Source organism: Ruegeria sp. BHSA118 (genome assembly GCF_059613405.1).
On the sequence record NZ_JBXWSM010000022.1, the window covers coordinates 24,302 to 41,795 of the forward strand.

The following is a 17,494-nucleotide window of genomic DNA, read 5'->3' on the forward strand; positions in this document are numbered from 1 at the left end:
AGGCGGGAATGTAACAAAGGAGGATATGCGCCGAATATTTTTGTATTGGAAGGAATTTCTAATTCACAGGCCAAATCGATGATCTGATCCTTGCGATCATAGGTTATTGCTTCATGCAGAGAATTCCTGTTCCTGTTTTGTGGCGTTCTGCTCAAGTGTGGACGCACGGGCGACGGGCAGGGCGGGAATCGGTTCAGACACGCCGCGCAGCTGGAACAACCTGATACCATCCTGGGGCACGTCGACACCTGCGGCCTCCAGCAACTCTTGCGAGACCAGCAGTTCGACCTTCAGCGCCTTGGTCTCGCTTTCCAGACGACTGGCGACATTGACGGCGTCGCCGATTATGGTTTTCGATGCATGGCCCGCGGCGCCGATCTCACCCACCACCAGATCCCCAAGATGCAGGCCCATTCCAATGCGAATGCCGGGGCTGCCCTCGGCCTCGAGCTGTACGTTGAAGTCATCGAGGGCGTGACTGATATCGATGGCGGCTTTCAACCCGGCACGGGCGGACGCCGCCGCATTCGGCTTTTCAAAAACGGCCAGCAGCCCGTCTCCCATATATTTGTCCACCACACCGCCTTCCTTGGTGATGGCAGGCACGACGGCGTCAAAAAACCGGTTCAGCAGGAACACGATGTCATAAGGCAATTGGCCGGTCGTGCGCGCGGTAAAGCTTCGCATATCCAGAAACAGAACAGCCAACTGACGTTCCTGACCCTGGCTGGCATGCCCGCGTATGCGCCCGCCATCTGGTCTAAAAACCCGAAAAACGGTGGTGGGTTCCGTTGGGCGTATCTGGCAGGCCAGTCGCGTCTGCGGCGAGGCGCCCACAGCAGCAAGGCTGCGAGCTTCGACGTCGCCGGGCGGCGGCAGGGCGTCGTTGCCATCCTCTACGATGACACGGCATGTTGTGCAGCGCCCCTTTCCACCGCACAGGGCGGCATGCGGCACACCGTTCACCTGCGAAATCTCAAGCAAGGTCATGCCTTTTTCCGCGACCACCTCGGGCCCTTTGGTGTAATTCACGCGCACCGAATGCCTGCGCCGCCACAGTTTGCGCCCGATGTAAACCAGACCTGTCGCCCCCAGAGCCAGCCAGAAGACCAAAAGGCCATAGTCTTTTACACTGAACAGGGTCTGGAAGGTCTCGGGCGATGGCCAGTTGTAGTGCTCGATATATTGCTCGCGCAGGAATTCATCAGCAAAGTCGGCCCAGATGCGTCGACCTTCGGTCAGCAATCCGGCCAGCGCGAAAAACGGCACGAAAACCGCAACGCCGATCAGATAGGGCACGACCCGCGACCACCACCGGGTCAGCCGCAACCACATATGCAAGCCGATGCAGCCGTGTACCCAAACGATCAGCAACAAGGCGCTTTGCATCCATACGGCGATACTGGGCCACATCAGAATGATGATATATCCCATCTCGTCATTGACGTCATAGACCTCGTGCGCGACCCGCGTCTGCACGATGTGCGAGATCAGTTGCAGCGGAATCAGCAGGCCCAGAACGACCTGCAACGCCGTGCTGAAGGGCATGCGCAGGGTTCTGCGTTGCGCGATCGATGTCAGGGCCAGACCTGCATGCGTGAACAGGGCAGCATAGAGAAGCACGCTCATGGCATTGTGGCGGGTGATGGCCTTCCGACCATCCTGCATCCCGTGCAGGTAATCCGTGTGAAACAGGCCCAGGCCAATATTTATGAAGTGAAAGAATGCGAACACAAACAACACAAGACCACTGACGATCCTGAGTCGGGTTGACCACCCGCCGCGCCAAAGAGCGTTGTTCAAATGCTCACCTGTTTTTCGCTTTTCCCTCGGCAATCCTGATACGCCACTGGCTGGGGGTCAAGGGACTGGCGGGCAGCATCGGCTGCTGATCAGAGATTGCGCCGCAACCTGTGCTGTGCGGCGCCCCCTGCAACCCCGGGGGCGCTGTCGCGAAAAGGCTGACGGTCTTCGGATCTGAATTCACCGGGGCAGCCCCGCAAAGTTCAGAACGCGCGTTATTCGTTTTCCGCAAGGAACCGTTCGGCATCCAGTGCCGCCATGCAGCCCATACCGGCGCTTGTGACCGCCTGACGATAGACGTGATCGGTCAGGTCGCCCGCCGCGAACACGCCCGGAACCGAGGTTTCTGTGCTGCCCGGTTTGGTAACGACATAGCCACCCATATGCGTTTCAAGCGTGTCCTTGACCAGCTCGTTCGCGGGCGCGTGGCCGATGGCAACAAACACGCCTTTACAGGGGATTTCAGTGATCTCTCCGGTTTTGACATGCTTGACGCGCACGCCCTCGACGCCCAGCGGCGCGTCGGTGCCGATCACTTCTTCCAGCTGGTGGAACCACAGTGGCTCGATTTTGTCGTTCTTCATCAGCCGGTCTTGCAGGATCTTTTCCGCGCGCAGCTCATCGCGGCGATGGATCAGAGTCACCTTGCTGGCGAAATTGGTCAGGAACAGGGCCTCTTCCACGGCCGTGTTGCCGCCGCCGATCACCACGATTTCCTGTCCGCGATAGAAGAACCCGTCGCAGGTGGCGCAGGCTGAAACGCCAAAGCCTTTGAACTTTTCTTCCGACGGCAGGCCCAGCCACTTGGCGCGCGCGCCGGTCGCCAGAATGACGGCGTCCGCGGTGTAGGTGGTGCCGCTGTCGCCCTTGGCGGTGAAGGGGCGCTGGCTGAGATCCAGATCGTTGATGATGTCGCCGATCACTTCGCAACCCATGGCCTTGGCATGATCCTGCATCCGCACCATCAGGTCCGGGCCCTGTACCTCGGTGTCGCCGGGCCAGTTCTCGACCTCGGTCGTTGTCGTCAACTGGCCGCCGGGCTCGATACCCTGCACCAGGATGGGTTCCAGCATGGCGCGGCTTGCGTAAACGCCCGCAGTGTATCCTGCTGGCCCCGATCCGATGATCAGAACCTTGGTGTGTCGTGTGTCGGCCATGGTAACTCCGCTCGAATTGCCTGAATTGGGCTTTTGGCCCGTCGCCCCGATATAGCGACCGACAGACCCGGCTTAAAGCCCTTTACTGTTCAAGGCCGTTCAAGCCGCACAGCGCAGGGTGAGGGCGAAATGAGAGATTTGAAAACAAAGAAAATTGCGCATGTACGAAACATTATTGCGCGCGCGTAGGGGGCTGATATAAGAACCGCAAAAATCAGGAGCATTTGATGGTCACGACTCGGCTGGATGATATCGACCGCAAGATTCTGGCGGAACTGCAGGCAGACGGTCGGATGACCAATGTGGAACTTGCCAAACGGGTCGGAATTTCGGCGCCGCCCTGTCTGCGCCGAGTGCGCACACTGGAAGAATCCGGTTATATCACCGGGTACCACGCCGAGGTGAATTCCCGCGAGCTGGGATTCGAAGTGCAGGTGTTCGCCATGGTCGGTCTTGACAGTCAGGCCGAGACCGAGCTGCGCGCGTTCGAAGAACGCTGCCGCGAATGGCCGCTGGTGCGTGAATGCCACATGCTGAACGGCGAGGTGGACTTCATCCTGAAATGCGTCGCACCCGATCTCAGCAGTTTTCAGCAGTTTCTGACCGGTGAACTGCTGACCACGCCAAATGTGGCCAGCGTCAAGACATCGCTTGTTATCCGCGGCGCAAAAGACGAACCAGGCGTACCGTTCGACGTTCTGGAAGAACGAATGAACCGGACGGCGTAACCCCCAGACGTTTTGCAGGTGCGGTGTTCGGTGGCAGCATGGCAGCCACCGCCAAGGATAGAATCCAACTTAGTACCAGCTGCATGATGCCCCCCATAATGCAGTAATCGCTATCGCACTCAGGCTGTCATCGCGTCGATTTCTCCGTCCCCGGCACGCGGCATCAGCAGCGGACCAAAATCGTTGAGCGACTCGATATGCGCAAACAGGTTCAGATAAACCGACCGCAACGAGTGGCTGATCATCCGGACCGCGTTCACACCTGGGTGATACGTTTCGAACTGTAAACCATCTACCCGAATAACGGAATGGCGTTTTAGACAAATGTGAAACAGTTCAACTGGCGTCGGCGGCATTGTTTCAATCACACCCGTTCCATCCTGAAATTCAGACACAGGGGTCAGAATCGGGCCATTCCCATGCAGATGCCGCAAATGCGTCGGCGTGCCCACGATCCGCGCCGCAGGCCCGGCGATCACACCCGACATCGGCTTTTGCATACCGAATGTATCCGCCGTGATGCGCGTAAGCGGCCGCGTGCGGCCCCGCGAATCCGGACGTCCCGGGATCAGAGTGACAGATCCCTTCCACAGCACGGTTTCCGACGCGCCATCCTGAGTCAGGACCGTATCCCCGGGCATCAGGTCTTCGATGGCCATGGGCCCATGTTCCGTTTCAACCAGCGATCCGCGCGAGAAGGCGCAAAATGCATCTTCGAACATTGGCAGGGCAGGCGCGATGTGTCTGGTCTGAACCACGTTTCCGTTTTTCAACAGGCTGCTGACTTCATACCGGCGCAGCTGGGCCTTTGGTTTTGCAACCGGTCGCGGTGCGTCCCGCAGCATGGCTGTCGTTTCGATTGCATTTCTGGCCGCGCGGGCCAGTGAACTAGGAATAGTCATAAATATTCCGTCCCCTCAAATTGTCCGGTCAGGCGCGGCGTATCCCCGTACAGGCCAACCTGGCGAACTGGTTCTTTGTCTCGAAACAAATGGATGACCCATGGGCGACGGTCGGTCAGACCCCGCATTGCGACAAAATCTCGCTTTCCAATGGTCAACACATTGACCCCCCAGACAAACTCGTACTTCACGGGCGAAAATTGCCCGCACACACACAACTCCTGAATTCGTCCCGACCCCCTCAGATCGTGACGCACCACGCATCGGGCAGGAGCAAGCCCAAAGCGTGTTCACCCAATCGAGACCGGCAGCTTGGCCTCGGGGTGTTTCTGTCTCAGCGTCGTGCCGCGATGCGGCTGGCGACTCTGACAGAATGGCTTGATACTCGCTTCCACGGCATTTCCAGCTTCTGGCTCCGCGTGGCGGCGACCATGGCTTTGAGAAAGCGAGATTTGGTTTTCATGTTCTGGTCCTGCTCTGGTCGGGATTGTTTCCCGCATCCGTTATGAACCTTTTGTGACGCCTGTTTGCGGCACGGATAAGGCTTAACCGGGATGTTTTGCGGACAAGAAATTTACAGTCGGTCCATCCTTCCACTCAACACGCCAGCGTCCGAAACAAGGACGTCAGAAGACCATCTGATAGCTGGCAAAACTCGTTACGATTCTGAGTCCGATAAACACAACAAATGTGGCGGAAAAGTGGCGTCGCGCCTAAATCTGGGCCAAAATCACAATCTTATGACCGAGATCAACCGCCCGTAATCGGCCTCGTTGGCGTGTGTTGTGCGGCGGTAGGAATAGAACCGGTCCGGGTCGGAATATGTGCAGTGCCGGGTCCATTCCGCCTGCCCGACACCGGCCTGCCGCAATCGGTGCAAGCCAAAGGCGGGCAGGTCGAATTGCAGCCGGTCATCCTGTCCGTTTGCAAAGAACCGGGCGTTATCAGGAGAAACGGCGATAAATGCGTCCAGAAACTCGGGGCCCACTTCGTAGGCGCGTTGCGAGATGCTGGGGCCGATGACAACGTTGATATTCCGGCGTGTTGCGCCAAGCGTTTCCATGGCGTCCAGCGTCGCCTCAAGCACACCGTCGAGTGCACCGCGCCAGCCCGCATGGGCGGCTCCGATTACATTGGCCGCGGGATCGGCAAACAGAACTGGCTGGCAATCTGCCGTCAGAATCGTCAGCGCCAAACCGGGTGTCGCCGTCACGACCGCATCCGCGCGCGGTTTTTCGCCTTCCAGAGGCTGCTCAACCGTCAGAACCGTTGGGGAATGAACCTGATGCACGCCGATCATCGCTTCGGGTGCAACGCCCATCGCATCGGCAACCCGCCGGCGGTTCAACGCGACAATTTCGGTTTGATCTGACGATCCATAGCCGCAATTCAACCCGTTGAAGATACCAGAGGACGCCCCGCCGCGACGGGTGAAGAACCCGTGACGAAATGGGGAAAGCAAGTCCGAAGTCAGAATTTCCAGTGTCATGGCTCCAATCCCGGCGGTGGTGCAGCATAGGCCGGATAGAGGCCCATCACCTTGAACAGATTTCCCATTTCGGCCGGATGCGTCAACCGGCGATGCGCGGCGGCCAGGGCGTCCAGCTCGGAACCGCTCAGCGACCGGGACAAAGCCTGTGCCCGGGCGGTTATGCCGAGCCGTTCCAGAAACACACCCTGCGGTGTCAGGCGTGTGTGCCTGGCTCCACAGGCGCGGGTCGCAATGGCCAGTGGCTCAAAATCCACATGTGCCGTCAGGTCGGTCTGACCGGGTGACGCCAGCGGATCGGCGGGCTCGTGGTTTTGCAGGGCTTGCAGCGTATCACCCAACGAATGCCAGTCGCCATAATCGACGATCAGCGCCGTACCTCCGTGGCTGGCGATCCGACCGGCAATCACGGTCAGAATGGGGATCGCTGCCGCGCACAGCTCGACCAGATCACCATCCTTGGTGTCCGAAAGCCTGTCCGCCAGCGCCACTTGCGGCCCGTTGGGGCCTCGCCCAAACAGCAATTCGCCGTCGCGTTCGCCGACCAGACGTTCACTCCAGCCGTCACCATTGCGCAGGAACTGCCGGACAGGCAGCGCGTCGAAGAACTCATTCGCCACCAGCAGCAGGGGCTGGTCCGGCAACTCTGCGACGCTGTCAGCCCAATTCGGTGTGTAATCCTTCAGCGTGTCCGCCTGCACCTGTTTCAGGGCAGGCGAAGCCTCGACCAGCACAATTCGGGCAGCATCGTGAAATCCCTGCACGGTTCGGGTGCCACGCAGTATATCGCCCATCAGAGTGCCGCGCCCGGGCCCCAATTCGCACAGGGTGAATGGCGCGGGACGGCCCTGATCCATCCAGCTTTGCGCAAGGCACAGCCCGATCAGTTCGCCAAACATCTGGCTGATTTCCGGCGCGGTGGTGAAATCCCCGTCAGCCCCCAGCGGATCGCGCGTTGTGTAATAACCCAACGTGGGGTGCAGAAGGCATTCGGCCATGTAGTCGGCCACGCTCATCGGTCCATCCTGTCGGATGCGGGCGATCAGGTGATCGGTCAGGCTCATGTCGCCTGCCTTGCGCGCCAGACAAACCACAGGCCAAGCGCGATCATGGGCAATGACAGGATCTGCCCCATGGTCAGCCCGTATCCACCCACATGCCAGGCCAATCCCAGCGGATTGCCGGGCGACACGAATTGCGCATCCGGCTGGCGAAAGAACTCGACAATAAAGCGCGATGCGCCGTAACCGGCCAGAAACGTGCCCATGATCAGGCCGGGTTTCTGAAAGGCCCCCCGTCGATAGACCAGCCACAGCAGTACCGCACCCAGCAACACACCCTCCAGCGCCGCTTCGTACAGCTGCGACGGGTGTCGTGCGCACATGCCCGCGACCACGCCGGGGCAATCCTGCGCGGCAAATCCGGGAAAGATGACGGCCCAGGGCAGCTCGCTCGGGCGGCCCCACAGCTCGGCATTGACGAAATTGGCCAGCCGCCCCAGCAGCAATCCGGGAGGAACGGTGTAGGCGACCAGATCCCCCAGCGACAGGGCGGGGATACGGTGCCGTCGTGCAAACAGGTACGACGCAAGGATCACGCCCAGCAGGCCGCCATGAAAGGCCATACCGCCTTGCCAGACCTTCACGATCTCAAGCGGATGCGACAGGTAATAGCCGGGTTGGTAAAACAGCACAAAGCCCAGCCGCCCGCCCAGGATCACGCCCAGAATGATCCAGGTGACCAGATCCTCCAGCTGCTCGGGCTTCATCGGCGGGGTATCTGCGGGCCACAGCGCCGGGCGGCGCAGCGCCATGACCGCAAGCCGCCAAGCGATCAGAATGCCCGCGATATAGGCCAGCGCATACCACCTCAACGCGAACTCCATCCCGAACAGCGAGATCGAGAACAATTCGGGCGACAGATCGGGAAAATTCAAAACAGCCTGCATGTGCGTCTCATTGCCCGGGGTTTGCAGGGCAAGTCAACCTTGAGCCTGCGGCATTCTTTCCCCATATAGAGACCAACCGCGATACCGGAGTAGTGATATGCAAACCCGCAACAAGATACTGGACGACATGTCCCAGCTGATGACCAATGCCATGGGTGTGGCGCAGGGCGCGCGGGAAGAGGCCGAGAACGCGATGAAGTCGATGATCGACCGCTGGCTGGCCGACCGCGATTTCGTCACCCGCGAAGAATTCGACGCCGTCCGCGCCATGGCCCAGAAAGCGCGCGAAGAAAACGCCGCACTCGACGCCCGCATCGCCGCGCTTGAGGCGAAACTGGACAAGTAACGCCCAAGCGTTCTCTGTTTTCCTGGTTTTGGACAAACTTTGACGCCGCGCAATCCGACCGGGATTGTGCGGTGACGTGTATTCTGACGCATCGCAGAATTTAATCAAGACAAAGCTGGCATAAGTGCCAATATTTTGATCCCCGTTGCCGACTGTCCACAACTTATTGCTGTTATCCCCAAGAAATAGGGTTGTCAGAACCTACGCCACATCGCACCATATCTAGTACAGGCCTACGGGGGAAGCCCGGCTTGTAGAGCAGGCAACTAGCGCTGGGGCGCTGCCAGCCCCGAAATGCTAGAGATTAGTGAGGTGGCATTATGGCCCTTTCCGAGCAGTATCTCGAAGAAGACATTCATCCGATCGACATTGTTGAACATCTGGCCGAACATCACGACTGGGATTTTGATCGCATTGGGGACGATCAGATTGCCATGGCCGTCGAAGGCCAGTGGCGCACCTATTCGATCACCCTCGCCTGGTCCAACTATGACGAAACGCTTCGGATGGTGTGCAGCTTCGAAATGGAACCACCAGCCGAGCGTGAAATGCAGCTCTATGAGCTGCTCAACAAGATGAATGATCAGTGCTGGGCAGGCGCGTTTACCTATTGGGCGAACCAGAAGCTGATGGTGTACCGGTACGGGTTGGTCCTTGCCGGTGGGCAGACAGCAAGCGCCGAACAGATCGACACGATGATCACCGCCGCCGTCATGAGCGCGGAACGGTACTATCCGGCGATCCAATTGGTGACCTGGGGCAATCGAGAGCCAGAAGAAGCCATGCAAGTGGCCATTGCAGAGGCCTACGGCCGCGCGTAAACCTTTGCCCCGAACCGATATGTAAAGCGGGAGGGGCAAATGGACATGACGCGTGTGGCCGAACAGGGGCTTGTGCTTCTGGGGTGCGGAAAGATGGGGTCCGCAATGCTGGCGGGATGGCTGGAACACGGCCTCCCGCCAGCGTCCGTTTGGGTGATCGATCCGCAGCCGTCCGACTGGCTGAAGGCGCAGGGCGTCAACATCAACACACCCTTGCCCGAAGCCCCCGCCGTGGTGTTGGTCGCGGTCAAGCCGCAGATGATGGGCGAGGCCTTGCCCGCCATTCAGGCGCTGGGCGGAGGGTCCAGCCTGTTCATTTCGGTTGCGGCTGGCACCTCGATTGCCACCTTCGAATCCGTTCTGGGCGGCGATACGCCGATCATTCGCGCCATGCCCAATACACCCGCCGCCATCCGTCAGGGCATCACGGCACTGATCGGCAACGCATACGCCTCCGAGACCGATATGGAACAGGCCGAAAACCTGTTGGCGGCAGTGGGCCAGACCGTTCGCCTTGAGGATGAGGCACAGATGGACGCCGTCACCGGCCTCAGCGGATCCGGCCCGGCCTATGTGTTCCATCTGATTGAAACGCTTGCCAAAGCCGGCGAGGCGCAGGGCCTGCCGCATGATCTTGCGATGAAACTGGCCAAATCGACGGTGGCCGGGGCCGGCGCACTGGCGATGGCCGCTGACGAGGATCCGTCTCAACTGCGGATCAATGTAACGTCGCCGAACGGTACGACCCAGGCCGCGCTTGAGGTGCTGATGCATCAGGAAACCGGCTTTCCCGACCTGCTGCACCGTGCCGTCAAGGCCGCAACCGACCGATCCAAGGAGCTCTCGCGTGAGTGAAATTTCGTTCGACGACTTTCTCAAGGTCGATATTCGGGTGGGCGAAGTGATCCGCGCCGAGCCCTATCCCGAGGCCCGCAAACCTGCGATCAAGATGTGGATCGACTTTGGCAACGAGATCGGCGAGCGCAAGACCTCGGCCCAGATCACCGCGCATTACGATCCGTCCACTCTGCTCGGCAAACAGGTCATGGCCGTCGTCAACTTCCCTCCACGCCAGATCGGCAAGTTCATGTCCGAGGTTCTGGTGCTGGGTCTGCCCGATGACAACGGCGAGATCGTTTTGATCGGCCCTGACGGCAAGGTACCAACCGGCGGGCGGATGCACTGATGAAACTGCTGATCACGCGCCCGATGACTCCGGCAGTCGAATCGCGCGCCCGCGCCGATTTCGATGTGACCATCCGGGAAAACACCCTGCCCATGTCACGGCAGGAGATGCTGGCCGCTCTGGCCGATTACGACGTGGTCGTCCCGACGCTGGGTGATCAGTTTTCGGCGCAGGTTTTTGCAGAAGCCGGTCCGCCGCGCTGCAAGCTGCTGGCCAATTTCGGTGTTGGCTTCAACCATATCGACGTGGATGCGGCACGCGCGGCCGGGATTGACGTAACCAATACCCCCGGCGCCGTCACCGATGCCACGGCTGATATCGCCATGACCCTGCTGCTGACCACAGCCCGGCGCGCCGGTGAGGGTGAGCGGCTGGTGCGGTCGGGTCAGTGGCAGGGCTGGCACCCGACGCAGATGCTGGGCCATCACGTGACCGGCAAGCGCGTGGGCATCGTCGGTATGGGCCGCATCGGGCAGGCCATCGCGCGCCGCTGTCATTTCGGGTTTGCCATGCAGGTGGCCTATCAATCCCGCAATCCAAAAGATCTGGATTTCCCGGCAGAATTCACACCTGACATTGAAACACTCGCCGCCTCGGTCGATTTCCTTGTGCTTGCGGTTCCCGGTGGTGCGGAAACCCGCCACCTGATCAATGCGCAGGTTCTTGAGGCGATGAACCCCTCGGCTATTCTTATCAACATCGCCCGTGGCGAGGTGGTGGACGAGGCCGCGCTGATCACGGCGCTGCAAACCGGTCAGATCGCGGGGGCGGGGCTGGACGTCTACGAATTCGAACCCAAAGTACCGCAAGCCCTGTGCGAAATGGAAAACGTCACCCTGCTGCCCCATCTGGGCACCGCCACCGAAGAGGTGCGCAGCAGCATGGGGCACATGGCGCTGGAAAACGTGGCGGCCTTTGTCGCGGGCAGGGCGCTGCCCAACCCGGTCTAGTCGCCGACCGCCTCACGCCAGTGTTTGCGGCAGAGCGAGACATAGGTCTCGTTGCCACCGATCTGCACCTGCGCCCCTTCGGTGATGGCCTTGCCGGTCTCGTCGCGACGAATCACCATCGTGGCCTTGCGGCCGCATTCACAGATCGTGCGCACTTCGCGCATTTCGTCGGCAAGGGCCAGCAGGGTGGCGGAACCGGGAAACAGCTTGCCCTGAAAATCCACCCGCAGCCCGTAGGCCAGCACCGGTACGTCCAGATCGTCGACGGCCCGGGCCAACTGCCAGACCTGCGCTTCGGACAGGAATTGGGCCTCATCAATGAAAACGCAGGCCACGGAACCTTTGTCCAGCCGGCACCGGATCATCGCGAAGACATCGTCGCCGGGCGTGAAGGTATCGGCCTCCTCCGAGATACCGATGCGTGATGCGATCCGCCCCGCACCCGCCCGCCCGTCAATGGCGGCGGTCATCAGGTATGTCTGCATCCCACGCTCGCGGTAGTTGTGCGAGGCTTGCAGCAACACGGTCGATTTCCCCGCGTTCATGGTTGAATAGTTGAAATACAGCTTTGCCATGACGCGGGTCTAAAACGCTTGGGGAAAAGGAACAAGATACCAATCTTTTTGATGGAGCGACGTCGCCGTTGCGTTCGCAGAGGCCGAGCTACGCTCTAGGGGATGGAACCCCCACATCTGCAACAGCGACGCCGTCGGCCAACATGTGGCCAAAACGCAGCAAGGTTTAACAATATCACCCTGCAATCACTCATTACCGGCTTGAACTGCCGCCACTCACTCACAAAATCCCCCGCATATCTGAGGGATAGCCAATGTATGACATTTCAATTATGACTTGGTTATGGGAAATTTACCCACGCTTTCCCCCGTTTGGACATCGGGCAGGCGTTTGCAGGTAACAAAGGTAAAACAATGGCAGATATCGGGGCCTATCTGAAAAAACACACAGAAGCGCTGGTCAAGGATGTTGGAATCGAAGCTGCCTGTGAAATTACAGGAAAATCCAAGGCGACTCTGGGCCGGTATTACTCGGACAACGCCGAACACGCGGACAGGTTCATGCCAGTGGATGCGGTGGCCCGGCTTGAAAACGCAGCAACTTATCCGCATGTGACATCCGCGCTGGCGGATCTGAAGAACATCACCCTGTCCTACAGCGAACGCAACACCGAGGCGTCACGCACAGGCGGTGTGAATTCGGATGTCATCGCGCTCAGCCAGCGGTTTGCGATGTTGATGACCGAATATCAGGCCGCAATCGAAGATGGCATCATCACCGTCAACGAAGCCAAACGGCTGTTGAAGGAAACCAGTTTGCTGCAACAGGTTCTGATCGAGATGAAGCTGCATCTGGAAGAAGAAAGCGTCAGCTAGCCGGGGTCGGGAACCGTTGCGCCCATGACCGGCCAGTTTTCGCCTGTGCGGCCTACCTGTTTTCATGCTCGAAAAGACAGAAACGCTGACTGTGCCTGTTGCCTCAATTCAGTCACGTCAGTCCTGTAAGGTCCGTCGCGGGCAAGATCGTCAAGGGCAGAGAACCATGCAGAAATCGCAGGGAACATACAACATTTTCGCAGACCGGGTGGTTCTGCGATTTTTTGTATGCGCCTATGCGGTACTTCTGGTTCTGATGGCCCTGAGCGGTCATCAGGAAGGCTCTGACGACGTGATGCGCTGGGTGGTCGTGCAGGATCTGTTGCAGGGGCAGGGCTGGTTCGACAGCCATCAGTATCGGCTGGGCCCCGAGGGCGGTACATTGATGCATTGGTCCCGACTGATCGACGCGCCGATTGCCCTGCTCTACGGAACATTCGGTTTGGTTTTGCCGCCCGATATGGCCCTTCAGGTGACAGCATTCGTCTGGCCCTCACTTTTGGCGGGCCTGGCCTTGTGGGCCTTTGCGGTGACGGGCAGCGTTTTGGGCGCGCGGGAAGGCGCTGTTTCGGCGCTGGTTGTGGGTGTTCTGGCGCTCGAACACTCCAAGAAGTTCGACTATTTTTCGTTTGATCACCACAATGCTCAGATTCTTCTGTTCGCCACGGCCCTGATGCTGTTTGCGTTGCGCAGGGACAAACCATATGCCGGATGGCTGCTGGGTGCCTGCCTCGCGCTTTCGGTGTCGATAGGCACCGAATCGATATTGCAGATCGCACTTGTCGCCGTGTTTTTTGCCATTGACTGGATCATCAACGGTGAACCGACCCGTCGCCGGACCATGGCATTCAGTATCGGGCTGGCCATGACGCTTGTACTGACCAGCCTTGCAACAACGGGACACGAGGCCTTTCTGTTTCCAAGCTGTGACGCCCTGACTCTCAGCGTGGCGTTGCCGGCGAGCGTTGCGGCGGCAGGGCTTTGCATTGTGGCCTGGATCGGGTCCGGCTGGTCACTTTGGGGCCGCATCGGCGCATGTTTTGCAATTGGCGTGGTGACATTGGCCTGCGCTTACGGTTTCGCCCCGCATTGTCTCAGCAATCCGATCGAAGCCTTGCCTCAGGACATGCGAGACTATTGGCTGAGCCAGGTTGCGGAAGCCCAGAAAATCAACGTCACTCTGCAACGGCACCGGGGCGAAGCGCTGGCCCTGATCGCGATGTCGATCCTCTGCATGGCAGCCGCCCTGATCGTTGCAGTCAGATCGCCCTTCAGACTGGAATACGCCCTGTTTTTGGCCCTGATCGTGACCGGCCTGGTGGTGTTCCTCTATCAGTCCAGAATGATGACATTCCTGGGTGTTTCGCTGGTGGCTGTCCAGGCGCAGATCCTGCGTGTCCTGTACACCTCTTATGCAAGCAGTCGCCGCGCGTTGTCAGGGCTTGCGATGGTTGCTTTCATCCTCTGCATCTCGCCGAAAACCGGCACCAGCATCGATGAGCAGTTGGGGCGTATTGCCGGGCCGTCCTTTGCCGCATCCGCGATGCCGGCCCGACAGTCACAGCAAAATCCGGGGGCATCCTGCAAAACGCCCAAAGCCTATGCGGCCCTGCATGATCTGCCAGCCAGCAGAGTTCTTGTTGATTTCGACTTTGCCGCAAACGTGCTGCGCCATACCGACCATTCCGTATTGGCGGGCAATTATCACCGGAATCAGGCTGGAATTCTGGCGCAGATCGAACTGTTCCGATCGGACGCCGCTCAGATCGGATCACGTCTGACCGAGCTGGACGTGGATTACGTCATGCTCTGCACGTCCGCACCGCGCGCCGATTTCTGGTCCTGGGCGTCACAGGGCCGTGGTTTGCAGTCGCAATTGATTGCGGGTGAAATCCCGGCCTATCTCAGGCGGTTACAAGGTACGGAAGGTGCGGCCTTTCAGGTCTTCCAAGTGACTGGGGCAGGCTAGGACAGACAAGATCAACCGTCAGGCGTGGCGCTTCACGATCACCGATCCGACCGAATACCCGGCGCCGAAGGAACAGATCAGGCCAAGATCACCTTCCTGCAAGTCGTCGGAATACTTCGAAAACGCGATGATCGACCCCGCAGAAGACGTGTTCGCATAATCCTGAAGGATGTTGGGTTGCTCGCCCGCATCGGGTTCGCGGCCCAGAACTTTCTTGCCGATGAAGTCGTTCATCGTCTTGTTGGCCTGATGCAGCCACAGGCGTTTGAGGTCGGTATTGCTGACCCCTTCGGCCTGCATATGGTCGCTGATATGCTTGCTGACCATCGGCAACACTTCCTTGAATACCTTCCGGCCGTTCTGCATGAACTGCATGTCGCGGCGGTCAATCACGCCATCGGGGCGCGACCGGCGCAGGAACCCGTTGTTGTTGCGGATATTGTTGGAAAAGGCGGTGGCACAACGGGTTGACAGGATTTCGAAATGCGGCCCTTGTGCGTCTTCGATCCGCTCGATCAGCGTTGCCGTTGCCACATCGCCAAAGATAAAGTGACAATCCCGGTCGCGCCATTCCAGATGGCCCGAGCAGATTTCAGGGTTCACCACCAACGCCGCGCGCACCGACCCGGACCGCACCATATCCGCCGCCGCCTGAATGCCGAACGTGGCCGAAGAACAGGCGACATTCATGTCAAAGCCAAACCCGTCGATGCCCAGTTCCTGCTGAATCTCGATTGCAATCGCCGGATAGGCGCGTTCATGGTTCGAGGCCGCGCAGATCACCAGATCGACATCCGCCGCCGTACGCCCCGCCTGCGCCAGCGCCTTCCTGCAGGCATCCACTGCCATCTCGGTCATGATCCCGGGCTCGTCATCGCTGCGCTGGCGCAGCGTCGGGTGCATCACGTCCGGGTTCAGCACTCCGGCCTTGTCCATCACGTAACGGTTTTCGATCCCCGATGCCTTGACGATGAATTCTTCCGATGAATGCTGCATCGCCTCCATCTGTCCGGCGGCGATGGCTTCGGCATTCTTCGCGTTCTGTTTGTCAGCATAGGCGTTGAACGCTTCGACAAGCTCTGCGTTGGTGATGACGTTCTCCGGCGTGAAGACACCGGTACCGGTGATGGCGGGGGTATACATGGCGGGCCCTGAATGTTTCGGATTTGCCCAAAATGCAGTCACGGTGTGATTTGATCAAGGTATGTTGACCCAAGGGAATGCGCGCAAAGCCGCAACTTCATATCTTGAATAATTCATAAACTGAAGTATATGACCCCTCCAATCGCACGGAGATCCCCGATGCCCGACGATATCAGTGCCAGACTGGGCCGCCTCAGCCCCGAGATTCAGGCGATCATGGGGGTGTATGCCCTGTACTGGAAACTGGAAGAGACCTTCGACTGTATCGAAACCGACCTGAGCCAACCGGAATGCCACATGCTGATCAAGCTGGATCAGCCGAAACGCATGGGGGTTCTGGCTGCGGATATGCTGAGCGTACCGTCAACAATCACCGCCACCGCGGATTCGCTGGAAAAAGCTGGCTATCTCACGCGCGAACGTGACCCCGAAGACCGCCGCGCTTGGTTGCTGGTGCTGACCGAGCGTGGTGAAGAAGCCCGCAACATGCTGGTGGCCGCCGCCGGAGACCTGTTTCACAGGGCCTCGGGCCTCAACGAACAAGAAACTGCCGAATTCGCGCGACTGGCGCGCAAAATCCGTGACAACGTTTTGAAAACGGGAATTCCCGAGGGACTGAAGAAATGAAACTCCTGACCTCTCTGGGCCTTGTACTGGCCATTCTGGCAACCCCGATTGCCGCTCAAGAGACCCCGAAACCGGTGAAACTCATGCAGGTGCGCGAAACCGCGCCCGGTTTCACGCGGCAGTTCTTTGGCCGCGTCGCCGCGCGCCAGACCGTTGATCTTGCCTTTCAGGTTGCGGGCCAGATTGTCGAGATGCCCATCAACGAAGGCTTCGTGATTCCCAAGGACGGCCTGATTGCCCGACTGGATCAGGAACCGTTCGAGCTGCGCCTTGATCGGGCACGGCTGCAAAAGGAACAGGCCGACCGCACCGTCGCCCGCCTGTCGCGCCTGCGCGGAACAACCGCCAGCCAGGTGGCCGTAGACGATGCCGAGACCGAGGCGCAACTGGCCGCAATCGCTCTGCGCGACGCGGAATATGAACTGGAACACGCCACGCTGACCGCGCCCTTTGACGCGCTGGTCTCCAGCCGCTCGGTCGAGGCGTTTACGACCGTCTCGGCAGGCACGCCCATTGTCCGCATTCACGACATGTCCGAATTGCGCATCGTGGTCGATGTGCCCGAGATCCTGTTTCAACGCTCCGGCCAGAATGACGACTTCTTCATCACCGCGAAATTCCCGGTCAGTGACGAAGTTTTCCCGCTGGAAATCCGTGAATTCGACGCGGAAACCTCCAGCGTCGGCCAAACTTTCCGCATCCAATTCGGCCTGACCCCGCCAAAGGGGCTACAAATTTTTCCCGGCTCGTCCGTTACCGTCAACGTTCAGGTGCAGGACAACCGCACAGGAATCATCGTGCCAGCAACCGCCGTAGTCGCCGACGCAAATGGAGCGCTGAACGTCATGGTGTTTTCCCCGGCCGGGGCGGATGAGGGCTCCGTGCGCCGCGTCCCGGTGACCATCGAGCCCACGCAAACCGGCGATGTCCGGGTGCTGACGGGCCTGTCTGACGGGGATGAGGTCGTTGTGGCTGGCGGCGCTGTGTTGACAGACGGTCAGCCCGTGCGCCGGTTCACCGGCTTCGCGAACTGA

19 protein-coding genes are annotated in these 17,494 nt (G+C 59.5%); 10 read left to right on the forward strand and 9 right to left on the reverse strand.

Annotation, left to right across the window (positions count from 1 at the left end):
* Positions 1-111 precede the first annotated feature (111 nt).
* The gene (locus AC2FNN_RS09000) at positions 112-1,803 is read right to left on the reverse strand and encodes an adenylate/guanylate cyclase domain-containing protein (protein ID WP_496758022.1); all 1,692 of its coding nucleotides are present in this window, start codon (positions 1,801-1,803) and stop codon (positions 112-114) included.
* Between the two features lie 215 nt (positions 1,804-2,018).
* Positions 2,019-2,960, reverse strand: a complete 942-nt coding sequence (trxB, locus tag AC2FNN_RS09005; RefSeq protein WP_170346067.1) for a thioredoxin-disulfide reductase — start codon at positions 2,958-2,960, stop codon at positions 2,019-2,021.
* Positions 2,961-3,187: 227 nt separating this feature from the next.
* Here trxB and AC2FNN_RS09010 point away from each other — a divergent pair, with 227 nt between their 5' ends.
* Entirely contained in the window at positions 3,188-3,688 is a 501-nt protein-coding gene (locus tag AC2FNN_RS09010; RefSeq protein WP_152458979.1) for an Lrp/AsnC family transcriptional regulator, read from the forward strand.
* A 119-nt stretch (positions 3,689-3,807) separates the two neighbouring features.
* Here AC2FNN_RS09010 and AC2FNN_RS09015 read toward each other — a convergent pair whose 3' ends face one another.
* From AC2FNN_RS09015 to lgt, 5 genes are all read right to left on the reverse strand, one after another.
* Positions 3,808-4,590 carry a Hint domain-containing protein gene (locus AC2FNN_RS09015; protein WP_496758025.1) on the reverse strand — a complete coding sequence of 261 codons (783 nt, stop codon included), beginning with the start codon at positions 4,588-4,590 and terminating at the stop codon, positions 3,808-3,810.
* Between the two features lie 334 nt (positions 4,591-4,924).
* Positions 4,925-5,053 carry a hypothetical protein gene (locus AC2FNN_RS09020; protein WP_256367481.1) on the reverse strand — a complete coding sequence of 43 codons (129 nt, stop codon included), beginning with the start codon at positions 5,051-5,053 and terminating at the stop codon, positions 4,925-4,927.
* A 267-nt stretch (positions 5,054-5,320) separates the two neighbouring features.
* Positions 5,321-6,079 carry a peptidoglycan editing factor PgeF gene (gene pgeF, locus AC2FNN_RS09025; RefSeq protein ID WP_496758027.1) on the reverse strand — a complete coding sequence of 253 codons (759 nt, stop codon included), beginning with the start codon at positions 6,077-6,079 and terminating at the stop codon, positions 5,321-5,323.
* Positions 6,076-7,143 (reverse strand): class I SAM-dependent methyltransferase, encoded by a 1,068-nt coding sequence (locus tag AC2FNN_RS09030; RefSeq protein ID WP_496758029.1) that lies wholly within the window; start codon positions 7,141-7,143, stop codon positions 6,076-6,078. Before AC2FNN_RS09030 ends, pgeF begins: the two co-directional genes overlap by 4 nt.
* Positions 7,140-8,027 (reverse strand): prolipoprotein diacylglyceryl transferase, encoded by an 888-nt coding sequence (lgt, locus tag AC2FNN_RS09035; RefSeq protein WP_496758031.1) that lies wholly within the window; start codon positions 8,025-8,027, stop codon positions 7,140-7,142. The genes AC2FNN_RS09030 and lgt overlap by 4 nt, the downstream gene beginning before the upstream one ends.
* A 97-nt stretch (positions 8,028-8,124) precedes the next feature.
* Here lgt and AC2FNN_RS09040 point away from each other — a divergent pair, with 97 nt between their 5' ends.
* The 5 genes from AC2FNN_RS09040 (at position 8,125) to AC2FNN_RS09060 (ending at position 11,330) form a co-directional block, all read left to right on the forward strand.
* On the forward strand, positions 8,125-8,373 hold the full coding sequence (locus AC2FNN_RS09040) for an accessory factor UbiK family protein (RefSeq protein ID WP_496758033.1): 249 nt from the start codon (positions 8,125-8,127) through the stop codon (positions 8,371-8,373).
* Positions 8,374-8,693: 320 nt separating this feature from the next.
* Positions 8,694-9,194: a type III secretion system chaperone family protein gene (locus tag AC2FNN_RS09045; protein WP_152458973.1), complete on the forward strand. Its 501-nt coding sequence runs from the start codon at positions 8,694-8,696 to the stop codon at positions 9,192-9,194.
* Between the two features lie 39 nt (positions 9,195-9,233).
* A complete protein-coding gene (proC, locus tag AC2FNN_RS09050; protein WP_496758035.1) occupies positions 9,234-10,049 on the forward strand; it encodes a pyrroline-5-carboxylate reductase in 816 nt (271 codons plus the stop codon).
* On the forward strand, positions 10,042-10,380 hold the full coding sequence (locus AC2FNN_RS09055) for a tRNA-binding protein (protein WP_496758037.1): 339 nt from the start codon (positions 10,042-10,044) through the stop codon (positions 10,378-10,380). Before proC ends, AC2FNN_RS09055 begins: the two co-directional genes overlap by 8 nt.
* Positions 10,380-11,330, forward strand: a complete 951-nt coding sequence (locus tag AC2FNN_RS09060; protein ID WP_496758039.1) for a 2-hydroxyacid dehydrogenase — start codon at positions 10,380-10,382, stop codon at positions 11,328-11,330. The genes AC2FNN_RS09055 and AC2FNN_RS09060 overlap by 1 nt, the downstream gene beginning before the upstream one ends.
* On the opposite strand, the gene AC2FNN_RS09065 is transcribed toward AC2FNN_RS09060, so the two are convergent.
* Positions 11,327-11,905, reverse strand: a complete 579-nt coding sequence (locus AC2FNN_RS09065) for a thymidine kinase (protein ID WP_496758041.1) — start codon at positions 11,903-11,905, stop codon at positions 11,327-11,329. The two genes, AC2FNN_RS09060 and AC2FNN_RS09065, sit on opposite strands and share 4 nt — an antisense overlap.
* Before the next feature lie 354 nt (positions 11,906-12,259).
* Between AC2FNN_RS09065 and AC2FNN_RS09070 the strand changes: the two genes are divergently transcribed.
* Both AC2FNN_RS09070 and AC2FNN_RS09075 read left to right on the forward strand, forming a co-directional pair.
* Positions 12,260-12,721 carry a hypothetical protein gene (locus tag AC2FNN_RS09070; protein WP_496758042.1) on the forward strand — a complete coding sequence of 154 codons (462 nt, stop codon included), beginning with the start codon at positions 12,260-12,262 and terminating at the stop codon, positions 12,719-12,721.
* Between the two features lie 166 nt (positions 12,722-12,887).
* Positions 12,888-14,690 carry a hypothetical protein gene (locus AC2FNN_RS09075; protein WP_496758044.1) on the forward strand — a complete coding sequence of 601 codons (1,803 nt, stop codon included), beginning with the start codon at positions 12,888-12,890 and terminating at the stop codon, positions 14,688-14,690.
* An 18-nt stretch (positions 14,691-14,708) separates the two neighbouring features.
* Here the strand turns inward: AC2FNN_RS09075 and AC2FNN_RS09080 are convergent, their stop codons facing one another.
* Entirely contained in the window at positions 14,709-15,833 is a 1,125-nt protein-coding gene (locus AC2FNN_RS09080; RefSeq protein ID WP_496758045.1) for a beta-ketoacyl-ACP synthase III, read from the reverse strand.
* Positions 15,834-15,992: 159 nt separating this feature from the next.
* Between AC2FNN_RS09080 and AC2FNN_RS09085 the strand changes: the two genes are divergently transcribed.
* Both AC2FNN_RS09085 and AC2FNN_RS09090 read left to right on the forward strand, forming a co-directional pair.
* On the forward strand, positions 15,993-16,460 hold the full coding sequence (locus tag AC2FNN_RS09085) for a MarR family winged helix-turn-helix transcriptional regulator (RefSeq protein WP_496758046.1): 468 nt from the start codon (positions 15,993-15,995) through the stop codon (positions 16,458-16,460).
* Positions 16,457-17,494 carry an efflux RND transporter periplasmic adaptor subunit gene (locus AC2FNN_RS09090; RefSeq protein ID WP_496758048.1) on the forward strand — a complete coding sequence of 346 codons (1,038 nt, stop codon included), beginning with the start codon at positions 16,457-16,459 and terminating at the stop codon, positions 17,492-17,494. Before AC2FNN_RS09085 ends, AC2FNN_RS09090 begins: the two co-directional genes overlap by 4 nt.

What these genes read in the sequence shown, in the direction of transcription:
- trxB (WP_170346067.1), bottom strand. Translation starts at nt 2,960, where the DNA reads ATGGCCGACACACGACACACCAAGGTTCTGATCATCGGATCGGGGCCA.
- AC2FNN_RS09010 (WP_152458979.1), top strand. Translation starts at nt 3,188, where the DNA reads ATGGTCACGACTCGGCTGGATGATATCGACCGCAAGATTCTGGCGGAA.
- AC2FNN_RS09015 (WP_496758025.1), bottom strand. Translation starts at nt 4,590, where the DNA reads ATGACTATTCCTAGTTCACTGGCCCGCGCGGCCAGAAATGCAATCGAA.
- AC2FNN_RS09020 (WP_256367481.1), bottom strand. Translation starts at nt 5,053, where the DNA reads ATGAAAACCAAATCTCGCTTTCTCAAAGCCATGGTCGCCGCCACGCGG.
- pgeF (WP_496758027.1), bottom strand. Translation starts at nt 6,079, where the DNA reads ATGACACTGGAAATTCTGACTTCGGACTTGCTTTCCCCATTTCGTCAC.
- AC2FNN_RS09030 (WP_496758029.1), bottom strand. Translation starts at nt 7,143, where the DNA reads ATGAGCCTGACCGATCACCTGATCGCCCGCATCCGACAGGATGGACCG.
- lgt (WP_496758031.1), bottom strand. Translation starts at nt 8,027, where the DNA reads ATGCAGGCTGTTTTGAATTTTCCCGATCTGTCGCCCGAATTGTTCTCG.
- AC2FNN_RS09040 (WP_496758033.1), top strand. Translation starts at nt 8,125, where the DNA reads ATGCAAACCCGCAACAAGATACTGGACGACATGTCCCAGCTGATGACC.
- AC2FNN_RS09045 (WP_152458973.1), top strand. Translation starts at nt 8,694, where the DNA reads ATGGCCCTTTCCGAGCAGTATCTCGAAGAAGACATTCATCCGATCGAC.
- proC (WP_496758035.1), top strand. Translation starts at nt 9,234, where the DNA reads ATGGACATGACGCGTGTGGCCGAACAGGGGCTTGTGCTTCTGGGGTGC.
- AC2FNN_RS09060 (WP_496758039.1), top strand. Translation starts at nt 10,380, where the DNA reads ATGAAACTGCTGATCACGCGCCCGATGACTCCGGCAGTCGAATCGCGC.
- AC2FNN_RS09065 (WP_496758041.1), bottom strand. Translation starts at nt 11,905, where the DNA reads ATGGCAAAGCTGTATTTCAACTATTCAACCATGAACGCGGGGAAATCG.
- AC2FNN_RS09070 (WP_496758042.1), top strand. Translation starts at nt 12,260, where the DNA reads ATGGCAGATATCGGGGCCTATCTGAAAAAACACACAGAAGCGCTGGTC.
- AC2FNN_RS09075 (WP_496758044.1), top strand. Translation starts at nt 12,888, where the DNA reads ATGCAGAAATCGCAGGGAACATACAACATTTTCGCAGACCGGGTGGTT.
- AC2FNN_RS09080 (WP_496758045.1), bottom strand. Translation starts at nt 15,833, where the DNA reads ATGTATACCCCCGCCATCACCGGTACCGGTGTCTTCACGCCGGAGAAC.
- AC2FNN_RS09085 (WP_496758046.1), top strand. Translation starts at nt 15,993, where the DNA reads ATGCCCGACGATATCAGTGCCAGACTGGGCCGCCTCAGCCCCGAGATT.
- AC2FNN_RS09090 (WP_496758048.1), top strand. Translation starts at nt 16,457, where the DNA reads ATGAAACTCCTGACCTCTCTGGGCCTTGTACTGGCCATTCTGGCAACC.